Annotated in this window: 21 protein-coding genes and 1 pseudogene; 15 read left to right on the top strand and 7 right to left on the bottom strand. The window is 42.0% G+C overall.

Going from position 1 to position 24,621, the window contains the following annotated elements; all coding sequences use genetic code 11:
* Positions 1-44 precede the first annotated feature (44 nt).
* From deoD to NST62_RS06685, 5 genes and pseudogenes are all read left to right on the top strand, one after another.
* On the top strand, positions 45-749 hold the full coding sequence (gene deoD / locus NST62_RS06705; protein ID WP_141602528.1) for a purine-nucleoside phosphorylase: 705 nt from the start codon (positions 45-47) through the stop codon (positions 747-749).
* A gap of 134 nt (positions 750-883) precedes the next feature.
* The gene (locus tag NST62_RS06700) at positions 884-2,407 is read left to right on the top strand and encodes a S41 family peptidase (RefSeq protein ID WP_342463248.1); all 1,524 of its coding nucleotides are present in this window, start codon (positions 884-886) and stop codon (positions 2,405-2,407) included.
* 69 nt (positions 2,408-2,476) lie between these two features.
* Positions 2,477-3,379: pseudogene (locus NST62_RS06695) on the top strand (GTP-binding protein).
* A gap of 224 nt (positions 3,380-3,603) precedes the next feature.
* Complete coding sequence (locus NST62_RS06690) at positions 3,604-4,536, top strand: CAP domain-containing protein (protein WP_246045857.1); 933 nt, start codon at positions 3,604-3,606, stop codon at positions 4,534-4,536.
* A 305-nt stretch (positions 4,537-4,841) separates the two neighbouring features.
* On the top strand, positions 4,842-5,918 hold the full coding sequence (locus NST62_RS06685) for an undecaprenyldiphospho-muramoylpentapeptide beta-N-acetylglucosaminyltransferase (RefSeq protein WP_141602527.1): 1,077 nt from the start codon (positions 4,842-4,844) through the stop codon (positions 5,916-5,918).
* A gap of 46 nt (positions 5,919-5,964) precedes the next feature.
* On the opposite strand, the gene NST62_RS06680 is transcribed toward NST62_RS06685, so the two are convergent.
* Positions 5,965-6,513 (bottom strand): GNAT family N-acetyltransferase, encoded by a 549-nt coding sequence (locus NST62_RS06680; protein ID WP_141602526.1) that lies wholly within the window; start codon positions 6,511-6,513, stop codon positions 5,965-5,967.
* 842 nt (positions 6,514-7,355) lie between these two features.
* Here NST62_RS06680 and NST62_RS06675 point away from each other — a divergent pair.
* The 6 genes from NST62_RS06675 (at position 7,356) to NST62_RS06650 (ending at position 14,873) form a co-directional block, all read left to right on the top strand.
* Positions 7,356-7,574, top strand: coding sequence for a hypothetical protein (locus tag NST62_RS06675; RefSeq protein WP_328216129.1), 219 nt, complete (start codon positions 7,356-7,358; stop codon positions 7,572-7,574).
* A 368-nt stretch (positions 7,575-7,942) separates the two neighbouring features.
* The gene (locus tag NST62_RS06670; protein ID WP_141602524.1) at positions 7,943-10,747 is read left to right on the top strand and encodes a 2-oxoglutarate dehydrogenase E1 component; all 2,805 of its coding nucleotides are present in this window, start codon (positions 7,943-7,945) and stop codon (positions 10,745-10,747) included.
* A gap of 52 nt (positions 10,748-10,799) precedes the next feature.
* The gene (gene odhB / locus NST62_RS06665; protein WP_342463247.1) at positions 10,800-12,083 is read left to right on the top strand and encodes a 2-oxoglutarate dehydrogenase complex dihydrolipoyllysine-residue succinyltransferase; all 1,284 of its coding nucleotides are present in this window, start codon (positions 10,800-10,802) and stop codon (positions 12,081-12,083) included.
* A 327-nt stretch (positions 12,084-12,410) separates the two neighbouring features.
* Positions 12,411-13,265: a transporter substrate-binding domain-containing protein gene (locus NST62_RS06660; RefSeq protein ID WP_141602522.1), complete on the top strand. Its 855-nt coding sequence runs from the start codon at positions 12,411-12,413 to the stop codon at positions 13,263-13,265.
* A gap of 120 nt (positions 13,266-13,385) precedes the next feature.
* On the top strand, positions 13,386-14,132 hold the full coding sequence (locus NST62_RS06655; protein WP_141602521.1) for an amino acid ABC transporter permease: 747 nt from the start codon (positions 13,386-13,388) through the stop codon (positions 14,130-14,132).
* A 3-nt stretch (positions 14,133-14,135) separates the two neighbouring features.
* Positions 14,136-14,873: an amino acid ABC transporter ATP-binding protein gene (locus NST62_RS06650; RefSeq protein ID WP_141602520.1), complete on the top strand. Its 738-nt coding sequence runs from the start codon at positions 14,136-14,138 to the stop codon at positions 14,871-14,873.
* A gap of 41 nt (positions 14,874-14,914) precedes the next feature.
* Here NST62_RS06650 and NST62_RS06645 read toward each other — a convergent pair whose 3' ends face one another.
* Entirely contained in the window at positions 14,915-15,673 is a 759-nt protein-coding gene (locus tag NST62_RS06645; protein ID WP_181733248.1) for an alpha/beta hydrolase, read from the bottom strand.
* Between the two features lie 569 nt (positions 15,674-16,242).
* Between NST62_RS06645 and NST62_RS06640 the strand changes: the two genes are divergently transcribed.
* Entirely contained in the window at positions 16,243-16,446 is a 204-nt protein-coding gene (locus NST62_RS06640; RefSeq protein WP_141602518.1) for a DUF6501 family protein, read from the top strand.
* 28 nt (positions 16,447-16,474) lie between these two features.
* Here NST62_RS06640 and NST62_RS06635 read toward each other — a convergent pair whose 3' ends face one another.
* Both NST62_RS06635 and NST62_RS06630 read right to left on the bottom strand, forming a co-directional pair.
* Entirely contained in the window at positions 16,475-17,542 is a 1,068-nt protein-coding gene (locus NST62_RS06635) for a toxic anion resistance protein (protein WP_141602517.1), read from the bottom strand.
* Positions 17,539-18,141 (bottom strand): 5-bromo-4-chloroindolyl phosphate hydrolysis family protein, encoded by a 603-nt coding sequence (locus tag NST62_RS06630; protein ID WP_246045860.1) that lies wholly within the window; start codon positions 18,139-18,141, stop codon positions 17,539-17,541. The genes NST62_RS06635 and NST62_RS06630 overlap by 4 nt, the downstream gene beginning before the upstream one ends.
* A 263-nt stretch (positions 18,142-18,404) precedes the next feature.
* Here NST62_RS06630 and NST62_RS06625 point away from each other — a divergent pair, with 263 nt between their 5' ends.
* Together NST62_RS06625 and NST62_RS06620 are read left to right on the top strand one after the other, a co-directional pair.
* Entirely contained in the window at positions 18,405-18,695 is a 291-nt protein-coding gene (locus tag NST62_RS06625; RefSeq protein ID WP_342463246.1) for a DUF1033 family protein, read from the top strand.
* Positions 18,696-18,945: 250 nt separating this feature from the next.
* Positions 18,946-19,146 carry a cold-shock protein gene (locus NST62_RS06620; RefSeq protein ID WP_141602514.1) on the top strand — a complete coding sequence of 67 codons (201 nt, stop codon included), beginning with the start codon at positions 18,946-18,948 and terminating at the stop codon, positions 19,144-19,146.
* A gap of 97 nt (positions 19,147-19,243) precedes the next feature.
* Here the strand turns inward: NST62_RS06620 and NST62_RS06615 are convergent, their stop codons facing one another.
* Positions 19,244-20,011: a 3-hydroxybutyrate dehydrogenase gene (locus tag NST62_RS06615; RefSeq protein WP_342463283.1), complete on the bottom strand. Its 768-nt coding sequence runs from the start codon at positions 20,009-20,011 to the stop codon at positions 19,244-19,246.
* Between the two features lie 17 nt (positions 20,012-20,028).
* A complete protein-coding gene (locus NST62_RS06610) occupies positions 20,029-21,348 on the bottom strand; it encodes an SLC13 family permease (protein ID WP_342463282.1) in 1,320 nt (439 codons plus the stop codon).
* Between the two features lie 214 nt (positions 21,349-21,562).
* Here NST62_RS06610 and NST62_RS06605 point away from each other — a divergent pair, with 214 nt between their 5' ends.
* Complete coding sequence (locus NST62_RS06605) at positions 21,563-23,128, top strand: long-chain fatty acid--CoA ligase (protein WP_342463245.1); 1,566 nt, start codon at positions 21,563-21,565, stop codon at positions 23,126-23,128.
* 730 nt (positions 23,129-23,858) lie between these two features.
* Here NST62_RS06605 and NST62_RS06600 read toward each other — a convergent pair.
* On the bottom strand, positions 23,859-24,545 hold the full coding sequence (locus tag NST62_RS06600; RefSeq protein WP_328216659.1) for a hypothetical protein: 687 nt from the start codon (positions 24,543-24,545) through the stop codon (positions 23,859-23,861).
* Positions 24,546-24,621: the final 76 nt, after the last annotated feature.

The following is a 24,621-nucleotide window of genomic DNA, read 5'->3' as shown; positions in this document are numbered from 1 at the left end:
AACGTATATTTTAGTTTGAATAAACCGGAAATGAGGGAAGGCCATTGAGTATTCATATTAACGCGAAACAGGGAGATATAGCTGAGACGGTTCTATTGCCGGGAGACCCGCTGCGCGCGAAATATATCGCCGAAAATTTTCTTGAAAATGCTGTATGCTACAATGAAGTGCGGAATATGCTGGGGTTCACCGGCACCTATAAAGGACACCGGATTTCCGTTCAAGGAACGGGTATGGGAGTACCATCCATTTCCATATATATTACGGAATTGATGCAAGAGTACGGGGCAAAAAAATTGATCCGCGTCGGCACTTGCGGCGCCATCCAAAAAGATGTAAAAGTGCGGGATGTCATTTTGGCGCAATCCGCTTCGACGGATTCCAAAATGAATGAAATTATTTTTAATGGCATCGATTATGCACCAACGGCCGATTTTGATTTATTGATGAAAGCGTATCAGGCGGGGGTGAAAGCCGGTCTGCATTTGAAAGTAGGAAATGTGTTCACGGCGGACATGTTCTATTCCGATGAACATCAATATGAAAAATTGGCGCGTTACGGTGTGCTGGCGGTGGAAATGGAAACGGCCGCACTGTATACATTAGCGGCAAAGTTTGGAAGACAAGCCCTTTCCGTGTTGACTGTTTCCGATCACATTTTGACCGGCGAACTGACAACTGCAGAAGAAAGACAGACAACATTCAATGACATGATTCAAGTGGCGTTGGAAGCCGCCATCGGGGCATAGGCGCTAAAATGATTGATGGCTGTTCCTTTCAACGAATCTAATAATATGTTGACTGTCATAAAAAATTGACAGTCTTTTTCTTTTCGTCGCTGCTTGAAACTGTTAATATGATATTGGCGTATAAGAAAGTGTATATGAGAGTGGTGAAAATTATGGAAGAACAAAATCAGCAAGAGAAGGAAACGCAACAGCAGCAAAATCAGCAAGGGAAAGCAACTCAGCAGCAGGAACAAAACAGACCTGCCGCAAGATATATCCGTTTGAAACCGTTCAATTTTATTATGTTGATGGTTTTGACGATTATTTTCACATCCGGCTTGACGATTTTTGCCTTGACGTTCGGTGATAAAAAAGTCGTTGAGGTTACGGCTGACCGTGAAGAGTTTTCCCAACTCTATGACGCTTTTGATGAACTGAAAGAAAAATATTATAAGGAAGTTGATGATGAAAAACTTATTCACGGCGCCATCAACGGCATGTTTGAGGCACTCGATGATCCATATTCCGATTATATGGAAAAGGATGAGGCAGAGCAATTTAATTCCGATTTGTCATCCAGCTTCCAAGGCATCGGCGCCGAAATTCAGGAACGGAATGGCAATATCGTCGTAGTGGCGCCAATCAAAAATTCTCCTGCGGAAAAGGCGGGGTTATTGCCTGAGGACGTGATTGTCTCCGTCGATGGCAAAAGCCTGCAAGGGATGAGTGCGACGGAAGCGGTGCTCTTGATTCGCGGGAAAAAAGGCACTCCGGTGACATTGACGATCAAACGCGGAAATTCAGAAGATTTAATTGAAATGACCATCATCCGGGACGATATTCCGATTGAAACCGTTTACGGGGAAATGGGAGATGATAAAATCGCCCACATCCGGATTACGACCTTTAGCGAAAATACGTATGAAGAATTGAAAAAACTTTTGGAGCAATACGAAGCGGATGGCATGAAAAGCATAGTGTTGGATGTGCGGCAAAATCCTGGCGGCTATTTGAATGCCGCGATTGAAATTTCGAACTTGTTTGTGGATGAAGGAAAACCGATAGTCAAATTGCAAAGCCGCGAAGGGAACCCTGAAGTCGTGTTGAGCGAAGCCGGAAAAAAATATAAATATCCGATTGTGGTATTGGTCGATAATGGAAGTGCTTCGGCTTCCGAAATAATCGCAGCTGCGCTGAAAGAATCCGCGAATGCGACGATTGTCGGCACGAAAACATTTGGCAAGGGAACGGTTCAAACAGTCACTCAATTGCCGGATGGTTCAAATCTTAAGTATACGACAGGCAAATGGTTGACACCAAAAGGAAATTGGATTCACGAAAAAGGAATTTCACCGGATGTGGAAGTGCCATATCCTGACTACTATAGTGCAACATATATTGATCCGAAAACGGTATTGCAAAGAGGCACTGTCTCAAGCTTTGTGAAATCGGCGGAATTAATTCTCGATGCATTGGGATATAATGCCGGTAAAATCGATGAAACTTTTGATGCGGCAACGGAAGCGGCCGTGATCCAATTCCAAAGAGATCAAGGGCTTGAACGCACCGGTAAAGTGACCGGCGATACAACGTATGCGTTGATGGATGCATTAAGGGATAAAATCCAAAAGGACGATCCACAAGTACAAAAAGCAAAAGAACTGCTTCAAAAACAATAAGATTTTTCCGAGGGAGCTGCATTCTTTCATTGAATGCCAGCTCTTTCTTTTGAATTGGAGGATAGAAGAATGAAAGACGTTTATTTATTCAGCGGATTTTTGGGCAGCGGGAAAACTTCCATGCTTGTAGACGTATTGCGGTAATGTAAAGAGGAAGGGTTGAAACCGGCTGTCATCATGAACGAGCTGGGGGAAATCCCTTTTGATTCCAGGGCGGTGGATGGTGAGGTGCCGTTGAAAGAAATTCTTGACGGCTGCATTTGCTGCACCGGCGGCGAGAAGACGGAAGCGCAAATACAAACTTTGCTGCACGAAGCCGATTTTGACGTATTGATCATTGAGACGACGGGCGCCGCCCATCCGGTGGAAGCGCTGGATGCGGTATATTCCCCTTTGTTTGCCGATCGGTTGAACATCAAAGGGATCGTCACGGTGGCAGACAGCCGCAGATGGCTGGAGAGGGAAGGGCTTTCTCCTCAGGCAAGAAGCCTCTTTTTGGAACAAATCAGACATGCCCATCTGATTCTTGCCAATAAAAGCGATTTGTTAACGGAAGCGGAAAAGGCAAGAGTGGTTTTCGAATTGCAGGGATTGAATCCGAATGCGATGATTTTGCAAACTGTCCACGGAAGGGTTCCTTTGAAATGGTTAAAGGCCATGCAGGCGACTGCGGGAAAGATGGAAATCAGTCCGGCAAGAATCGGGCACCATCTGCATCTGGGTTCCCGTGTAATCGAATTTACGCGTCCGTTTGCCTTGGAAGAATTTGAAGAATGGGTGAGAGGGTTGCCGGATACCGTTTATCGGATGAAAGGATATGTTCCAATCGAAGGGATGGCTTATCCGATGCTTTTTCAATATGCTTACGGACTGATCCAATGGCTTCCTGAATATATGAAAATGCCGCCAAAAATTGTGGTGATCGGGGAAAATGTGCAATCTATTCAAGTTATTGGGGACAAGATGCTTTGAAAATGTAAAATTTGTAAAAGGAATGTCTTAGTTTAATCAATTGAATTGGTTGTCAATAGTTTTTTTCTAGCAATATATTTTTATGTTGTCAATCATTGTAAGATATTTTGTCTTTGAATCTATTTAAATAAAGGGATTGTCATTATTTTGATTCTTTTCCAGGGTATGGACCATTTTTTACATTTTTTCTCCCTTATCATGGAAAGTGAAGGGAGAGTGGAAATATGAAAAAATGGTTCATTACGGTTTGTGCATTGTTTTTGTTTGCTGTGGCGGTGCCGCAAGCCGGTTCGGCGTCTTCAATGGAAGAGCCTTCCGGGAAAGCGTTGCAACCGATTGAAAAGATTGTACTTAAATGGGAACATGGCATTCTTGCAAAAAAGTCGCAGGAGCCGACTCTGCCGGGAACAGCAATTTTAAAGCAGCTGACATTGGCGATTGAACAGGCAAAAAATCAATTGGAATCAATCATTTCAAGGTCACTGATCGCACAGCAAGAAAAAGAATGGGACAATCCGCGGGAAGAAAGAAAAGTCCAGCAACCAACTTCTAAATCCCAGAAAATTGCGGGAAAACCAAAACAACAAGAGGTGCCGGTTTCCGATGGGGGGACAGAATCAACTTTCAATAAGCAAAAGGCAACTGGAAACCGATCCGAACAAACCGATGACTATTTAGAATCCCGTCAAACCAATGAAGCAAAACATGCAGCCCCTTCTGCTCCAATCCTGCAGGCGGAAGCGCCTCAGGCAAAAGAAGAAACATCAACCGGTTTGCAAGTATCCGAATTTGAACGCCAAGTAGTGGAGTTGACAAATGCGGAACGGGCAAAGGCGGGGTTGAAGCCTCTTGAGATGTACAGTCCGTTGATGGCTGCGGCTAAAGTAAAATCGCAGGATATGGCCAATTTGGGATACTTCTCTCATACCAGCCCGACATATGGCAGCCCGTTTGATCAGATGCGCGCGGCAGGCATCCAATTCCGCGCGGCAGGTGAAAACATCGCGCAAGGCCAAAGAACGCCTGAACAGGTGGTGAACGCCTGGATGAACTCGCCGGGACATAGGGCGAATATATTAAATCCAAATTATACGCACATCGGTGTAGGTTTTGCGGAAAACGGATACTATTGGACACAACAATTTATTCAAAAGTGAAATAGGAATTTCTATAAAGGATTTTGAAAAAGAGCGGAAAAGGGATTCGCTCTTTTTTTTAAGAAATTGTATGGATGAAACGGGCAGCTTGTTGAAGTTGGCCATCTTGTACGGATTGAAAGCAAACTCGCGGGGATGAATCAAATTATTGAAGATTAACTCCAACATTTTGACATGCACCAAAAAAAGCGGTTCAGAGCATTGTTTCTGCCGCACTTTATGATAAAATCAGTCATGGACGCATAATGTGAACAAGAAGTTGAAACATTCAAGAAAGCAGTTTTATGAGAATAGGGGAATTCATCGTGAGCAAAAAAACAATCGTTTTAACCGGAGGGGGAACCGCCGGACATGTTTCGTTGAACGAGGCGATTATTCCTGCTTTGCAAGAGGCGGGATATTCCGTCCATTACATCGGTTCCCGCAACGGCATAGAGAAGGAATTGATAACAAAAAATTTTCCCGAAATTCCTTACCACAGTATATCGAGCGGAAAATTAAGAAGATATTTTTCCTTGAAAAACTTTACCGATCCTTTCAGAGTATTGGCGGGAATCGGCCAAGCTTATGCGGTTTTGAAAAAAGCAAAGCCGTCCATCGTCTTTTCCAAAGGAGGGTTCGTTTCAGTCCCTGTTGTCATTGCCGCCAAATTATCGAATATTCCGGTGGTCATCCATGAATCCGACGTGACGCCCGGGCTTGCCAATAAATTGGCCCAGCCATTTGCATCCCATATTTTTACCGTTTTCCAGGAAACGTTAAATTATTTGCCAAAAAATAAAGCGACTTGTACAGGTTCCGTCGTACGGGAACAGCTGTTCAAAGGGAATAAATTGAGGGGCTTGAAACTTTGCCAATTTGCCCCGGGAAAACCGGTGCTGCTTGTCATGGGCGGCAGTTTAGGTTCCGTAGTATTAAATGACGCAATCCGGAGCAATTTGAGTAAATTGCTGGAAAATTTCAATATCATTCATCTTTGCGGAAAAGGGAATATGGATCCTCAGCTTTCCGATATCAAAGGCTACAAACAGTTCGAATATGTTACAAAGGAATTGCCGGATTTGATCAGCGCTTCGGATTTTGTCGTGTCCCGCGCAGGTTCCAATTCCATTTTTGAATTTTTGGCATTACAAAAACCGATGCTTTTGATACCGTTATCTTCGGCAAAGAGCCGGGGGGATCAAATCTTAAATGCGAAATTGTTCAAGAATCAGGGATTTGCGGAAGTGCTGGAAGAGGAGCAATTGACAAAAGAAACCTTTATGGAGGCCCTTCAAACCTTGATCCAAAAGAAGGACGCCATTTTAGGGGCGATGTCGAAAGCGGAAAGACCGAAGACGCCAAAAGAAATGGTGGAGTTAATTTTGCAATACGAGAAATAATGAAAAACACCAAATCATCTTTTTGTTTGATTTGGTGTTTTTTAATTTATATAACCTGTTCTTCCGTATTTTCCTGTTCATTGGCCATTACCATGTAAAACAGATCCCGCGGTATTTTATATAAATCATATTTTGCTTCTCCGGAATTGATTTCCTCGTACAAGCTCGGATGCAATTCGTTCGCACTGATGACGTACTTCAATTTTAAGGAGGCCCGCTTGGATTTTATATTTTCTTTGCGTATTCGCAAGAAGACTGTATGGAAATTATGTTTAAAAAATATTTCGTTCAAAAATTCTTTTTTCGCCAATTGATTGTATCCTTTTCCTTGATAGGGTGCGCCAATCCAAGTTCCCAGAAATCCTGCACCGTCTTTTATGTCGAACAGACTGATCGTTCCAATCGGTTGGCCCCATTCGTCGAGAATCGTTCTGGAAATCGTCTTGCCCAAAACTTCTTCTTCGATGATTTGTTTTGTAATGAACAAATATTCCTCTGGGCTGTACGCCTTGTGACGAACATATGGGAATACCGACGGATGAATCATCAATTGGTACAATTCATTCGTTTCAAACAAGTCTCGCGGTTTTAGCATATTAACGCCTCCTTTTTTTGGGTTATATTGAAAAAAATTCCAAAAACAGAAGAATAAATCATTCGCCGTCTTCATCAATTTTCATTTTATGTTGCATCCACAAGTTTTTCCAATATAATTCTGATTGTTTGCCCGGTATATCTTTAACATTAATATACCTCGAATAGTCGGCATTTTGTTTTAAAAAACGCGGGATTTTCTGTGTAAAGTTTGTGAATGCAATAGAACAATTTTATAAAAAAATCCATGGGAGTTCAACTATTTACAACGATTTATGTTACAATTAAATAATAGGTTGGAATGTTCCGCTTTTTTTTAGGAAAAGCAAATTAAAATGATGAATGTTTTATTTATAAAGTACCTTAAAACCCATGCCTTCAAACCAGGAACATTTTACGAATTGCTGAATTCCGGGTCAGGAGCATAAAAATACATTATGCGCGATCGCAAAAAATGTGACTACAATAAAAAATTTTCCTTTAAAAATTCATGGAATTTAAAAAAAATGTGCCACAATTTAAGTTCCCTTAAATTGTGGCACTAAAATTTTGGAGAAAAAATTACTCCGGGTGAAAAAAGTGTTAAGGGGTGTCATGCTTACATTTATTAATTAACCATTTATAGAATGATTTAAACATTTTTTTCAATTTTATATAAAAGATTTGTAAAAAAAAGTTAAAACCGTATATTTTCCAGAAATTATAAGCTTTTTTATCGGCATGATTTTGATGCTGCAAAATGAATAAAAATTTTTTTGAAATTGTATTGTATATATGAAGTGTTGTCATCAGCATGAAAGAATTAACAATTCATAGATGGTTATAATATGAAGGTGGAAAGCGGTGGAGCAAAAATGGACGTCTGACCGTCAGAAAGAACATGAAAAAAATGAAGCGGAGAATTATGAACATAATTGCAAAGTGCTTGAAGATATATCCTCAAATGTTACAATAAACTATAGTTCACTTGGAAAAATGAGTGGATGTATTTGCGGGCCGCTTTTGCACAAAGCGGAAACCGATCAGAAAATAAAATTTGAAAACCGTTATTTCCTTTTTTAAATTTATTTGTATGCTGATAATAATTTTGCCGCAATGTTCTGGAACGAATTTGGATTTTCGGGGGTGGCTTATTTATCTTAATAACATAGTGAAAATAGGTAAAAAGCACATAATATTCAAATTTTTTATGGCTTAAGCGTGTTTCTATTCCTTATTTAAATGCTAATAAAAAAATTTTTCCGTCCACTCAAATTTTTTCATATAAATTTGTGAAAAATAGTTGTATTTTTTGTGAAGAGTAGTAATATTGAGATGGAAAAAAGGTTCTTCTCATAAAAATTATATAAATGAAATTTAATAGAAGAAGTTGAATTTACTTTAAATTTATTATAAGGATTGTGATTTAGCAAAATTTGGAGGTTTTTCTCATGTCAAACAATGTTATTACAGCTGGATCTCCTTGGTCAGCATTTTCTGGTCCTAACTTGGGGTATTTGATGGAACAATATGAACTATATTTGCAAAACCCTGAGGAAGTGGATTCAGATTTAGTTGAGTTGTTCCGACGTTATGGTGCCCCTGTTCTGGAAGAAGCAACAAGCGGCGCCCAACCAGCGGCTCAAGCAGCAGATTTGAAAAAAGTTTTGGCAGCGATCCGATTAGCAGATGCGGTGCGCGCTTTTGGCCATTATGCAGCTGATGTTTATCCACTAAAAGACCGGCCGTTAGACTCCACAAAAATTGAACCATCAACATATGGTTTAACAGATGCTGACTTGGCCGAATTGCCTGCTTCTTTATTCTTTAGTAACGTTCCTGCAAACGTTTCCAACGGTCTTGAAGCAGTCCAATATTTGCGTTCCCTTTACACAGGGAAAATCGGCTTTGAGTACTCCCATGTAGAAGACGAAGCCGAAAAAAACTGGATTCAATCCAAAATCGAATCGGGCTTCTTTAATGCGGCATTGACACCGGAAGAAAAGAAAGCCGTTTTAGAAAAACTTACCCGTATTGAAAACTTCGAAAAATTCATTCATAAAACATTCGTAGGCCAAAAACGATTCTCTGTCGAAGGCCTGGATACACTAGTTGTTTTAATCGACGAGATTGTTAAATCCGCAGAGCAGGATAATTTGAAAAAGCTCGAAATCGGTATGGCTCACCGCGGACGTTTGAATGTATTGACGCATATTGTGAAAAAGCCGTATGAAATGATGTTTGCGGATTTTGCCCATGTGCCAAACGATTACTTCTTCCCTGAAGACAGTTCACTTGAAATTTCCAAAGGCTGGACAGGCGACGTTAAGTATCACATGGGTGCGACATATCACAGAAAATCCGGCTTGACTGTTAAACTTGCCTACAACCCTTCGCACTTGGAAGTGGTTAGCCCTGTTGTCGCAGGCGCAACTAGAGCGGCACAAGAAGACACATCACAACCAGGCGCACCGGTGCAAGATACTTCGAAAGCTTTAGCGGTGATTGTCCACGGCGACGCAGCGTTCAGCGGAGAAGGTGTTGTGCAAGAAACATTCAATATGGCACAAACAAAAGGATTCTCTACCGGAGGAAGCATCCATATCATTTCAAACAACATGATCGGATTTACGACGGAGTGCTATGATTCCCGTTCTACCCATTATTCATCCGACTTGGCAAAAGGTTATGGCATTCCGATTGTGCACGTGAACGCAGACGATCCTGAAGCGGTGGTTCAAGTAGCGAAATTTGCATTTGAATACCGTCAAAACTTTGGCAAAGACATTTTGATCGACTTAATCGGTTACCGCAGATACGGACATAACGAAACAGACGATCCTACGGTGACAAATCCGCTCACTTACTTGATCGTCGCAAAACATCCGACTGTCCGCGAAATATATGCTGAACGGGTAGCCAATGAAGGAATTGTCACAAAAGAAGAAGCAGAGCAGTTAAATAAAGACGTATATGCCGAAATGCAAAAAGCTTATGATTATGTAAAGAAAGTCGGGGAAGAAAAAGGGCATTTGGAAATTGAAATGCCTGAAGAGGTAAAACAGCCTCTTCCTGAAGTCGAAACAGGCGTTCCTGCAGATGAATTGAGACAAATCAACGAAGAATTGTTGGCATGGCCTGAAAACTTCGAGCCGCAAAATAAATTGGCAAGAATTTTGAAAAGACGAATTGAAGCCCTTGAAACAGGAAAAATCGATTGGGGTCATGCTGAAACATTGGCGTTTGCGTCCATTTTGCGCGAAGGAAACCCAATCCGCATCTCTGGACAGGATGCACAGCGCGGTACATTCTCTCAGCGCCATTTAGTACTGCATGATAAAAACAACGGTTCTGAATGGACGCCATTGCATCATATTTCCGGTTCAAAAGCATCCTTTAGCGTATATAACTCTCCTTTGACAGAAGCGGCGATTGTCGGTTATGAATATGGTTACAATCTTGAAAACGAAAAGGCTTTGACAATTTGGGAAGCACAATTCGGGGACTTCGCAAATATGGCCCAAATGATGTTCGATAACTTCATTTCTGCAGCCCGCTCAAAATGGGGAATTAAATCCGGATTGGTGTTATTGTTGCCAAACGGTATGGAAGGACAAGGTCCAGAGCACTCATCAGCACGCATCGAGCGCTACTTGCAGTTGTGCGCTGAAAATAACTGGATCGTTGCGAACTGCTCCAATGCAGGCAACTACTTCCACTTATTGCGCAGACAGGCTAAATTGCTTGGCACAGAAGCGGTGCGTCCTTTAGTGGTGGCCACACCAAAATCATTATTGCGCCATCCGTTGGCAGCGGCGACTTTGGAACAATTATCCGAAGGCAAATTTGAAGAAGTTATTGAACAGCCTGGCCTTGGACAAAACGCTAAAAAAGTGGAGCGCATCATTTTGGCTTCAGGCAAAGTGGCAATCGACTTGGCAGAAGCCGTCAAAGATGGCGAAGGATTCGATAAGCTTCACATTCTTCGAATTGAACAATTGTATCCATTCCCAATGGAAAAATTGAAAGAAATTATCGCTAGATACCCTAAAGCAAAAGAAATCGTTTGGGTTCAAGAAGAGCCTAAAAACCAAGGACCTTGGAGATTCGTTCTGGAATACTTGCTTGAACTTGCTGATGGCAAAAAAGTTCGTTATGTTGGCCGTCCGGAAATGTCTTCTACTTCAGAAGGCGATGCAGATTCACATAAAGCCGCCCAAGCGAAAGTGATCAGCGACGCTTTGGCAGACCTATGATTGCGACAGAAGAATTCAGATTAGTGTTGAGACTTAAAGGAGGATATTGAAAGTGGCTGAAATCAAAGTCCCTGAATTAGCAGAATCGATTACAGAAGGTACTATTGCACGATGGGTGAAAAAAGTCGGAGATCCTGTCGAAAAAGGAGAATTCATTGTTGAATTAGAAACAGACAAAGTCAATGCAGAAATTATTTCCGAAGAAGCGGGTGTATTGACGCAAATTCTCGCTGAAGAAGGCGATACTGTAAATGTCGGGCAAACAATTGCCATTGTCGAGCCGGCGGCAGGGGGCGCTGCTCCTACACCAGCTCCACAGGCTGAACCTGCAAAAGAAGAGCCAAAAGCAGAACAACCAGCTCAACCAGCTCAACCTGTTCAACCGCAGGCTCAAGCTGCACCAGTTGAAGAGACATCTGCCGGAGGACGTATTGTGGCTTCTCCTGCAGCAAGAAGACTTGCTCGTGAAAAAGGAATTGATTTGGCAGCAATTTCGCCAGTAGACCCACAAGGCCGAATCCGTGTCCAAGATGTTGCTGCCCATGCAGCTCAACCTGCTGCACCGGCACAACCAGCACAACCGGCACAACCAGCACAACCGGCACAACCGAAATCACCAATTGCGACAATTGATGATTCCCGTGTAACAGTCGAAAGAATGAGCCGTCGCCGTCAAACAATCGCAAAACGCCTTCTTGAAGTAAAACAAAATACGGCAATGTTGACAACTTTCAACGAAATCGATATGACGAACGTCATGGAATTGCGTAAACGCAAACAGGAACAGTTCGTGAAAGAAAACGGCATCAAACTTGGTTTCATGTCCTTCTTCACAAAAGCCGTTGTTGCTGCATTGAAAAAATATCCATATGTCAATGCACAAATTGTTGGAAACGAAATTCACAAATTCAATTTCTACGATATCGGAATTGCGGTATCCACTGAGGAAGGTCTTGTAGTTCCTGTTGTTCGCGATGCAGACCGCAAAAACTTCGCTGAAATCGAAAAAGAAATTGCGGAACTTGCTCAAAAAGCCCGCGAGAAAAAATTGGCCCTTTCCGATTTGCAAGGCGGAACATTTACGATTACAAACGGCGGTGTATTCGGTTCATTAATGTCCACTCCGATCATCAACGGTACACAAGTCGCAATCCTGGGAATGCATGCCATTGTGAACCGTCCGGTTGCCATCAACGGACAAGTGGAAATCCGTCCAATGATGTATGTGGCACTATCTTACGATCACCGCATCATCGACGGAAAAGATTCTGTCGGCTTCTTGAAAACTGTAAAAGAATTAATCGAAAATCCAGAAGACCTGCTCCTAAATTCATAATTGAAAGAAGCGAATATACTCCCCTTCCTTTGGTTGGGGAGTATATTTGGTATTAATCATAAATTCCTAGATTATTGACAATTAGTCCTATACTGGGTTATTCTTTTGTAAGAATTACATATTCCGGCCTCTTGATGAACAAAATTTACAATGCATTCTCAAAGGCTTCCATGAATAACCACTAAAGAGCCCTTCTATACTAAATATGTAAGAAGCGCTTTTCTTTCCAAAGTGGAACTAGGGTTTTGTCTTACAAATTGATGCGACCTGAAGTTCTTCTTAGGTCGTTTTTTATTTGTAAGCGGATTAGAAACAGGGGGGAAATATATGAAAAGGAACCTATTATTATTGCTTATTTCTTTGGTAACCGTTTTCATTCTTACCGCATGCGGTTCCGGCGACGAAAAATCAAAAGGAGATTCCGAAGACTCCAAATCTACCGGTTCTAAAGAAGTGTTAAGAGTCGGAATGGAAACGGCATATGCGCCATTTAACTGGTCGCAAAAAGACGATTCTAACGGGGCTGTTCCAATTAAGGACTCCAAAGAATACGCAAACGGTTACGACGTACAAATCGCAAAACGCGTTGCGGAAGGGCTCGGAATGGAGCTTGAAATTGTGAAGACGGACTGGGATGGATTGATTCCGTCATTGCAATCAGGGGCCATCGATCTTGTCATTGCCGGAATGTCTCCGACGCCAAAACGGATGGAAGTCATTGATTTTACGGACAACTACTATACGAGCGATTTTGTCATTGTCGTGAAAAAAGATGGTCCATATGCTAATGCGAAATCCATCCACGATTTTAAAGGGGCAAAAGTGACTGCGCAGCAGGGAACAACCCACTACAAAGTCATCGATCAAATGACTGGCGTGAAAAAACAAGTGCCGGCGAACGACTTTGGACAAATGCGCATCCAGTTGGCTTCCGGTGCGATCGATGCCTACATTTCCGAACGTCCTGAAGGAATGTCAGCTGCAGAAGCGATCAAAGGATTTACTTACATCGTTCCCGAAGACGGCTTTGAGGCCGATGAATCAGACACAGCCATTGCAATCGGTTTGAAAAAAGGTTCACCATTAAAGGATAAAATCAATAAAATTTTGGCTGGAATTTCAGAGGAAGAACGCCAGCAAATCATGGAAGAAGCCATTAAAAATCAACCATCACAACAATAGTGTGGTGAAAGGTTGTCTTGAGATTTACATTTTGACAAGACAACCTTTTTCCATTTCCCCTCTGGTTCGCCAATCAGATTTCTTTCGCATAATTAAAACTATGAATAAGGGGATTTATTTATGTCTTTCTTAGAAACGGTTTGGAAGATTTTTGAAGAAAACTGGGATCTGTTTTTACATGGTGCCTGGATTGCATTGATTCTTGCGGTTCTCGGTACCATTTTCGGTGCACTCATCGGTTTTTTTATCGGCATTATGCACACGATTCCGCTTTCAAAAAAATCTTTTAAAACTTATCTATTGAAACTATTCAATTTTATTCTTACTTGCTATGTGGAATTATTCCGGGGCACACCGATGATGGTTCAGGCGATGGTCGTCTTTTACGGATTATACGCGATTGAGATTGAATTAAACCGATTTATTGCCGGTTTGATCGTCATCAGCTTAAATACGGGCGCTTATATGGCCGAATATGTACGCGGGGGCATTGTTTCCATCGACAAAGGACAGTTTGAAGCCAGCGAAGCGATTGGTATGAGCCACTTTCAAACAATGCTCTACATTATCCTTCCACAAGTGGCCCGCAATATTTTGCCGGCAACCGGCAACCAGCTCGTAATGAACATAAAAGACTCTTCCGTATTAAGTGTTATCAGTGTTGTTGAGCTATTCTTCGCAACAAACTCCATCGCGGGAAGTACATATCGCTATCCGGAAGCATTCTTGATTGCCTGTGTCCTATACTTCATCATGACGTTCACAGTGACTCGCATCTTGTTATTGTTTGAAAAGAAAATGGACGGTTCCGAATCTTACCGGATCGAGCTTGTGACAGGAAACAAGCCGGCAAAGGGTGGTGAGTAAACGATGTCAGTGGTCATCGATATACGGCATTTGAATAAAAAATTCGGCGATCATGAAGTGTTGAAAGACGTGAATTTCCAGGTAAAAAAAGGGGAAGTGGTGACATTAATCGGCGCTTCCGGATCCGGCAAATCCACTTTGCTGCGGTGCATCAACCTGCTGGAAATTCCAACTGGCGGAGAAATCTTCTTCAATGGGCAAAATATTTTGGAAGAAGGATACGATAAGAGAACATATCGCACCCATTTAGGGATGGTGTTCCAACACTTTAATTTGTTTAATAATTTGGACGTTTTGGGAAATTGTACAATCGGCCAAATCAAAGTGTTGAAGCGGTCGAAGGAAGAAGCGGTCAAAAATGCCATGAAATATTTGACGATTGTCGGCATGGAACAATTCAAACATGCAAAACCGCGGCAGCTTTCAGGAGGTCAAAAACAGCGGGTTGCCATTGCCCGGGCGCTGGCGATGGATCCTGAAGTGATGCTTTTCGACGAACCGACTTCCGCCCTGGACCCGCAAATGGTCGGGGAAGTGTTGAAGGTTATGCGACAACTTGCAGAAGAAGGAAACACGATGTTGATTGTAACCCATGAAATGGAATTTGCAAAAGAGGTTTCCGACCGCGTCGTGTTTATGGACAAAGGAGTCATTGTAGAAGAAGGGCCTCCTGAACAGGTTCTCGTCAACCCGAGACATGAGAGAACGAGAGAATTTTTAAGACGCACATTAAATAAATAAAATGGAAAGGACCGTTCGGATTTGTTGAAACGGTCCTTTTTTTAGCTGACTTTGTTCCGGTATTCCTGAATATGCCGAGATATGGCCAAATTGAACAGCTCCGGACGTTCGATATTGGACAAGTGGCCCGTATTTTCAAAAATGATCAAGTTGGAAGATCTAATCATGTAATGCATCAAATAGGCATTGTGGATCGGAACCACTTTATCGTGCAGGGATGCAATAATTAAGGTTGGAACATCAATCGTCAATAAATCATAAAAGTAGTTTCTTCCAAAAGCCGACTGAACCGATTGCAGGTACGTATCTTCCCGGATGTAGAAGGCATTTTTGGCCAATTCGTACACCTTCTTCTCCTCCGGATTGTATAAGCATTTCTTGATGAGGCGATCGTTTAAATGATCGAGGGATGTTTCTTTCATCAGCCGTTTTGTTTTCTCAAGAGTAATGTTTCCGAACAAGGTTGGAATATAATATGTCGTATTGCATAAAATGAGCGATTTTACCCGATTTTTAAAACGCTTACAAATTTCCAAAGCAACGATGCCGCCCAAGGAAAGGCCGACGAAATGAGCCTTATCGATGTTCAAATAATCCAATACTTCAATAATATCCTTGGCGAAAAATTCTACCTGGATATTTTCTTTTTCCGGAGAATGGCCGTGCCCTCTCAATTCGATGATGATTAAACGGTACTGGCTTGTAAGCTCCAATTGCGGGGCCCAAGCCTGAATCCGATTTCCCAATCCATGGATAAAGACTATTTCCTCTCCTTTTCCAACGTCCAAATAATTTAACATGGAAATCACCTTTTCCTCAGCAGAGTCTTCTGAAGCCATAGGGAGGGTTTATTTATAGTCTTTTTCATTTTTTTAATATTTAATCATGCTTTTTGGGGACAGTTCAAAATGGTTTATCATTATTATATGTAAATTGCACAGAAATGTGCTATGACAACTGTACTTATGTTTGCAATTATATTTATTGTGAAATATTCCGCGAAGCGTTTCGGCTTTTTGTATACTGCCACAATTCATCTCGAACTGTTTTGGTACATACATCATATTCGTTGATGGCAATGGCGGAACTGCTTGTTTCCAAGGAAAGAAGGGTTTCATCCAAAAGGGGGGATTGGGCAAACATTGGGATTCTGGCAAAAAAGCCGTTTCTTCCCAATAAAAAGGACCAACATTTTTGGGGCGGAAGAAATGGTTTATGACCACGGGATTGGCAAAATCATTTGAACCAGATTTATAGCCAAATAAGAAAAGGTTTTTGTATAATGTATTTTGACAATTTGAATGTATATAGTCTGGATGAAAATGATATAATTGTAAACGACATAGTAAAGAAAAGAGAGGGTATAACGATGCTGAACTTGAAATGGAAAAATGCACCTACTAAATATAAAGTGCGATGCGTCAATACGAATGCAAAAAAATATCTGGTATCCAATGTGTTGACAGTCGGCAAAGAATACGAAGTGAAAAACGAAACGGAAGAATTTATTTTTATTATTGATAACACAGGCAAAGTAGGAGGATATTATAAAGAGTATTTTGAAAAAATATAAGCGCGAGTGTCTTTGGCACCCGCGCTTTTTATATTGTCCCGATATCCTGCATTGTTTTTTTGAATGTTTGTTGTTTCTCGCTCCGGTCGTCATGAATACGCAATGTTTCCGCAATGGATTCCATTAGCTGCTCCTGTGTTTCCTTTAGGTGAGTCAATTCTTCAGGACCAAATTTCTTTTCCACTGAGAGGCCCATCATTTCGCTATTTTTTCTCGTGATCATTTCGGAAGCGCTTCCCAAACTTTTGCCAGTTTCATTGGCCCGATGTTGGCGATTAAGATTCACGAGCATGGAAATTTGAGATTGCCATAATGGAATTGTGGATAAGATGGAAGATTGGATTTTTTCAATGAGCATTTCGTTTGTCGATTGGATCATCCGGATTTGCGGAGCTGTTTGAATCGCGATTTCCCTGGATAATTGCAAATCATACATTCTCCTGTCCAGCCACTCAATGGCATTTTGCAGATCGGACAGTTTTTGCTCAAACATCGGATTGTCCCGGTCGTCCAATTGGTGTTCCAAAATTTTCAATTCTTTCAAAAGATCCATTTTTTTCATTTCCAGCGCCGCAATATAAAGGTTGATTCGATGAAAATAATCTTCATTTCTTTCATATAATTGGTTCAATAAGGCATTATCTTTCAATAAATTTTCTTGAGCCCGCTTTAAGTGAATTGTTAATCGGTCTATTTGTTTGCTTAACCGATTGTATTGGGAGATGATTTGCTGAATGGATGCTTTTGGTTTAAATAGTTTTCTAAAAAAACCTTTCCGTTGGTCCGTAATGCCCTCAAGATTGATGGAATCCAATTGTTCCACTAAATTGGATAAGATTTCACGGATCGGTGAGGTATCATTCCTTTGTACCTGTACCAACAATTGATGAGTAAAATCTTTTAAAGACTTTTGAACTTCCTCCCCAAAACGCAGAATCGTTTCATAGCGAGTGTCCAATTGACTGGCCAAAAATAAGGCCTCTGACCGTTCTTCTTGGTTGAGGGCAGGGAAGAACTTCGCTTCTGCAATGGAAAAAGAGCTCTTGCTTTTTGAAACGGATTCAGCGGTTTTTTCAGAGCTCTTTTTCCCGATCATGGATTTTCCCTCCGATAGTCAAGTTGTTTCTTTTCCTGTTCCAGTTTGACATAATCCAATTCCAGTATTAGATTTTCCAAATCGGAAGCCAAAGCCGATTTTAAGTCTTCTTCCATTGAACCCTGCAATTTTTTCATCGCGATGCGGGCATCTTCCAGAGCGAAATGGACATCGGCATCCTTGATTTGCTGTTGCACCAATGTCGTATAATTTCTGCTCAGTTGCACCGCAGACGGCAGATGGGAATAGAAAAAGTCTTCCACCGCATAGAATTTCTGCGGATTGGCTTGAACGATGTTGACAATTCTCCGGGATAATTTTGTCATTTCGTTAATCAACTTAAATGAACGGATGGAACGGACACGAATATATTGTTGTGTCAATAAATTGATGTACCGTTTCGCTTGTTTCAACTGGGATTCGATATGGTTATATTCCGAACGGGTAAAGCCGAGTTCCTTCATCCTTTTGAACTTCTGGATGCTTCTGATCACAAAATTACTGATTATATATGTTAAAATTGAAGCGATTATAGCAACTGATAAGATGGGCAAATCAAAAAAACCTCTGCTGAATTGGGCCACTGCTATAATAAACATTGCAGTACCGAAGAAAAAATTTAATAAATGCCGTATAAGAAAATTCGTGATCCCCAGCATGATATGTACCTCCTTGTGCTCTTAGTATAAAATACGTACAGAGTCGGATAAAAGTTTCAAATTTTTTATTAGTCCTCTATTTCATGATACTACTTTTATCACAAAGATTGAAAGCGAACCGGCGGGGAATTGTTCAGTTTCCCCCGTTAAAATTATCTTTCCGGCATTTTTTCAATGACTCATAAAGAAACGAGGTAATTTTAATGTATAAAATCATTTATATGAAAGCGGACTATGAACCATGGTGGCAATTTGAAGATTGGGAATCACATATTGTCTATGAGCAGATTTTTCATACAAAGAAGGAAATGGAACAGGCCCTGCAACAAATACTGGATGACTTCCGAAAAAAATATGATCATGAAGAGAGCAGGAAAGGTAAATATTTTGCATTCTGGTCGGAAGATGAAAAGAGATTTTGCGAAGCTTGCGATGATGAATTGCAAATTTTCCATGGTATAATTGTGCAAGAAATGGCATATAATGAGAAATAGAAAAAACAGAATAACATCCCGATCCGCAACAAACGATTTAAAAAGGAAAATCGTTTGACATTTTGTAATATGGTAATGTATAATGAATTTACAATTGAATTATTGAGCCGGAAACAGAAGATTCACATATTACAAAGAGTGATCGGAGGTTTTTACGGTACTCTTCGTAATATGTGAATTTTTTTATTCTTTCCGAATAAAAATAATTCCATATTGTAAAAATATTTTTATCTTTTTGGAGGTTTTTTTAATGAAACAAGGTACAGTAAAATGGTTTAACGCAGAAAAAGGTTTTGGATTCATCGAAGTTGAAGGGGAAAACGACGTATTCGTACACTTCTCAGCAATCCAAGGCGAAGGCTTCAAAACTCTTGAAGAAGGCCAAAAAGTGGAATTCGAAGTTGTAGAAGGCAACCGTGGGCCACAAGCTGCTAACGTAGTTAAATTATAATATAACTTAACCTAACTATAATGAGGCATCCGCAATCAGGGTGCCTTTTTTGTATTATTTTAAAATTTAAAAAACAGCGGGAAGAATCCGCTGTTTTTTATTGTGCCGTGTAGCCTCCGTCCAGAACGACCGCCTGCCCTGTAATCCCTTTTGCGGCATCGCTTGCAAGAAACAGGGCCAATGAAGCGATTTCTTCCGTTGCAATGAGCCGTTTTTGGGGCACCAGAGGATAGAGCACTTCTTCCAATACATTTTCGACAGGAATATTACGGGTTTTGGCCAAATCTTCAAATTGTCCCCGGACGAGTGCAGTATCGACGTATCCCGGGCAAATGGCATTGACGGTGATATTATGTGAAGCGGTTTCCAAAGCGGCTACTTTTGTAAGGCCGATGACACCGTGTTTTGCCGAATTGTATGCGGACTTTCCGGCAAAACCGATCAGGCCGTTAATGGAAGCGATATTGATAATCCTTCCATAACCGTTTTTCTTCATATGAGGAATCGTATGCTTCATCGTAATAAAAGGTGCGGTCAACATAATTTTGATCATTTGTTCAAATTTCTCGGTAGGGAAGTCTTCAATAAAGGCGACATGCTGGATTCCGGCATTGTTGATCAGAATATCAATGGAGCCGTATTTTTCCACAGTAAAGTCAATCGCCTGTTTGATTTGTTCCTCCTTTGTCACATCGCAGACAATGCCTGATACATGTCCTGGCAATTCTTTCAATGCCCGGTCAATCTTTTCTTGATTGATATCTGAAATGACCACATTTGTCCCCGCTTTGGCAAAATGTTTGGCAATTTCAAAGCCGATTCCCTGAGCACTTCCTGTAATAAAAAGCGTTTTCCCTTTCATGATAGGACCTCCAACATTCTTTATAATCCCAATGAGAATAAGATGATTGCCAAAATGGTTCCGAGCAAAGGTATGATGACGGTCAAGGCACCCATTGCCGGATAAGCGTCTTTATGGGTTTCTTTGGCAATGGCGGTAATGGTCGTCACCACGTATCCGCTATGCGGCAATGTATCCAGCGAACCTGAGGCGATGGCCACGACCCGGTGCAATTGTTCCGGATTGACACCCATATCAATATAATGAGGTGCGATTAATGGCAACGCGATGGATTGTCCTCCGGATGAAGAACCGGTCAATCCTGCAAGCACGGCAACCGCGATTGCGCCCCCGATCAACGGACTGCCGGGAATGCTTGTCATATAGTCAACCGTTTTCAGAAAGGCATCCGTTTGTTTCACCACACCTCCATACCCGACCACCGCTGCCGTATTGGCAATGGCGATCATAGCGCCCAATGCGCCATCCGCAATCGCCTTTTCGCGATTTTGCATATATTTGAAACTTACGAGATATGCAGTGATAATTCCGCCGAGCAGCGCGATGATTAAAGCGGATGTTCCCAATTTTTCATGGAAAATGAATGAAAATCCAAGTACCACGATTAAAGGCAACAAACTTAAAATCGGGCTTGGAAGCGGCCAGTTTTCCGCTTGTCCCAATTGGTCCGATGCTTTGGCAACGAACTTTTCCCCTTTTGCGATGGCGCGGTTCACCATCCATTTCAGCCAGAAATAGCCTCCCACCGCCATAAAGATGGCCACGATCATGCTGACTTCCCAACCGGCATACGGCGTCGTGTTCAAATATTGGATCGGAATCCAGTTCTGGATTTCAGGGGAACCTGCTGAAGTCATGGTGAAAGTAACGGATCCCAATGCCATGGCCGCAGGAATAAACCGTCTTGGCAGATTTGCTTCTCTAAATAAGCTGAGCGCCATCGGGAAGACGGAGAAGGCGACAATGAACAAACTTACGCCTCCATAAGTAAGCACGGCACAGGCCGCCACCACTGCCAAAATCGCATGTTTGGCGCCGATTTTTTCGATAATCCATTTTGAAACACTATCCGCGGCTCCGCTGTCTTCCATGACCTTCCCGAAAATGGCGCCTGCAAGGAACATGAGCCACCAGGAACCGATGAAACCGGTAAATCCGCCCATGTAGCTTGTGATAAAATCCGATTCCCCTTCAGCGGCCAGCTGCGGGAAGACGGCGATTCCGCTCAACACGGCTGCAATCAATGCGGCAAAAGGAGCGGCTATCAACAAATTCACGCCCCGCATCGTTAAATAAATCATCAATGCCAGGCTTCCCAAAAGACCAATAAACCCTAATATCAATTATGAACCCCCCTTTGATCAAATTCCCTCAATCTATGAAATTTCTGTGAACAATACAGAAATTCGTATTTTTAAAGTATGTGAAAAGAAAAAAAATATTCTTTACATCCCAAGATTTCTAGTAAATCCGCTATAAGAGTCTAAAGAGAATGGACGGTTCATAGAATTATCCTTGATTCATATCATTTGATGCAAAAGGGGGATTCATTTTATGGATATCGGCCATTTTACCCGGCGAATCATGGTGAACAAGGATCAAACTTTGCAACATAAAGTTGCGATCCAGGAAGAATCCGGCAGACGCTGGACATTCAAAGAACTTCATGAAAAATCAAACAGCTACAGCCATCAACTATTAAAACTGGGCGTGAAAAAAGGAGACCGGGTAGGCATACTTTTATACAATTGCCTGGAATATTTCGCTTTGTATTTTGCCATCGGAAAAATAGGGGCGGTGGCGGTCAGAATCAATTTCCGGTTGACGTCCAACGAACTGGAATTTATATTGAAAGACTCCCATACAAAAATTCTTTGCCTGGACCGTGAGCTTTTGGAGAAAATTGAACCGATCCGCAATCAAATTCCCGTTGAACATTATATTGTGCTTGGGGATGGTCATCTTCCGGATTGGGCGAAAAGCTGGGATTTGCTTTCCTGTGGTCCTGGAGAAGAAGTGGGGGAAATGGACATTTCTATGGACGACCCGGTGATGTTAATGTACACTTCGGGGACGACCGGGAGGCCAAAGGGTGCGGTTTGGACGCATAATACGACTTTTTGGTCTTCGGTGATCCAAATATTGAAATGGGGATTTGACGGTTCCGAAATTGCGATGACAACAGGGCCACTTTACCACGTCGGCGCGTTGGAAGATATCGCATTGCCGGTATTGTTGAAAGGGGGGACGGTGATTATCACCCGAAGCAGGGGATTTGACATTGCGCGGGTGATGAAAGTGATTGAAAAAGAAAAGGTGACCCACTGTTTCCTCTTTCCGTTCATGATATATGACATGTTGAATCTTCCGAACCTGGATGAGTTTCAACTTGCCCATTTAAAAACGATTTATACGGGCGGCGATCCTTTAATGCCATGGGCGATTGAGGCCATTTATGAAAAATACCCGCATGTCGGCATTGTTCAAGTATATGGATTGACAGAGGGGCAGCCGATTGCCGCGTGTTTGAATCCTGAAGATGCCCTGAAGAAAAGCGCTTCTGTCGGGCAGCCGCTTCCGCTGACGGAAATCAAGGTAGTGGATGAAAACGGGGAAGAAGCGCCGTTTGGGGAAGTGGGGGAGATTTGGACAAAAAGCCCAGGTGTTTCAGAAGGTTATTGGGGCAATCCGGAAGCCACGAAAAGCACTTTTGTGAACGGCTGGTGCAAAACCGGCGATTTGGGCAAATGGGACGAAGAGGGATATTTGTATATCGTGGGCCGCAAGAAAGACATGATCCGCAGCGGAGGTGAAAATATTTATGCTGCTGAAATTGAAGATGTGCTTTATCGCCATAAGGCTGTCAAGAAGGCATCGGTGATCGGAATACCGGATCCGAAGTATTTGGAAGCCGTTTGTGCCGTTATTGTGCTGAAAGAAAACGAAAAGGCGACGGAGGAAGAAATCATCCGATATTGCAGACAATATTTAGCGGGATACAAATGTCCAAAGAAAGTCGTTTTTACGGATGAAATCCCGATGACTCCTTCAGGGAAGGTGAAGAAATTCGTACTGAGGGAAAAGTACGGAAAACCGATCAATAGCGGAAAAAATGGATGAATGGACCGGCAAGAATGTTGTTGGGCAATGTTAATTTAAGTCCGGAATGAAGGCGGGCAAGGGGAAACTCTGACAGTATGAGTTTTCCATAATGTGCGCGGACGTAAGCATTTTTTCGCAAACTTGCAAGTAGTATGTACATGAGTAATGCCTATCCGCCCAAGATGAGCTGTTAACAGCCCAAGCGGGAGATCTATCTGCCCAAAATGAGCTGTTAACAGCCCAAGCGGGAGATCTATCCGCCCAAGATGAGCCGTTAACAGCCCAAGCGGGAGATCTATCCGCCCAAGATGAGCCGTTAACAGCCCAAGCGGGAGATCTATCTGCCCAAAATGAGCTGTTAACAGCCCAAGCGGGAGATCTATCCGCCCAAGATGAGCCGTTAACAGCCCAAGAGTGGGAATTATCCGCCCAAAGAGAGCCGCTAACAGCGCAAGAGAGAAATCTATCCGCCCGAGAAGTGCTGTTAATTGCATATGTGAGTTCTATTTTTATAAGTTTGGAAGAGAATTGTATAAGGGAGGCCTCTATGCACCCTTAGGATTATATGCACAATCGCAACTTTATCAAATTAAGATGTGTTGATGCTTCAAGAGAAATCCTTCTCATCGACAGTTCATAATCCGTCGGGAAAGATTGATTTTTAACAAAAGAAAAAGAGCGAATTAAAGTTGATTCGCTCTTTTTTGATCAATCTTTCTTTGTTGGAAGCGCCAACAGGGAACTGAAATTATTCGGTCGTCAGTTTTTCCAATGTGGAAGTGACAGTATATTTTTCTCCTTGATCCGTATCCATTACGGATTCGGTTTTTACTTCGCCAAACCCTTCGACAAAATATTTCCGGTTCACATATTGATCGCCGACTTCTTCAATCACAATGACATTCTCGAATGTTTTGTAAGGCGTTTCAAGGGTTGCGCCGGTTTCGATAATTTTCCAATTTCCGAAAGTGGTGCCGACTTCTAATGGTGCCGCGAAATATGTCTCAATCGGCTGCATCGCTTTGATTTCCTCGATGTCCGGGAATTGCGCATTCATGTCCACCGGTTCTTTATAGACAATCTCAATTTTGTCATCCCCGATTTTATAAATGTTCATCATTGTGACGCCGCCATTGTCGACAATCGTACCCACGTATTGGTCGTTGAGCCGTGTCGTTTTTTCCGTATACGTTGCAAATTCATTGCCGTCGCCCAAGAAGTAGGCCACTGAATGGTCAGGTTTGAAAAATTGGCTTAAATCTACCTGCTCTTCTTGTTCTTCGTCAGTTGTTTTTTGTTCATCCTGTTTGCCATTTTTCGTTTCTTCGCTAGTCGTTTCATCGTTTGTATTATCCGGCTTATTCGTGTTGTCTTGTCCCTGGCAGCCAAACAGCAACATCAGCAACAGACAGAGGGGGATATAGAGCGCTTTCATATTGTTCATCTCCTTTTCTTTCTTTAATTTTATTATAAATTCTGAATCGATTTTTCACACTATTTTTCGGATAATG

The organism is Ureibacillus sp. FSL K6-8385 (genome assembly GCF_038593155.1).
Lineage (GTDB): Bacteria > Bacillota > Bacilli > Bacillales_A > Planococcaceae > Ureibacillus > Ureibacillus terrenus.
Note: the sequence above shows the minus strand (reverse complement) of the source record. Positions and strands in the feature narration are given on the sequence as shown.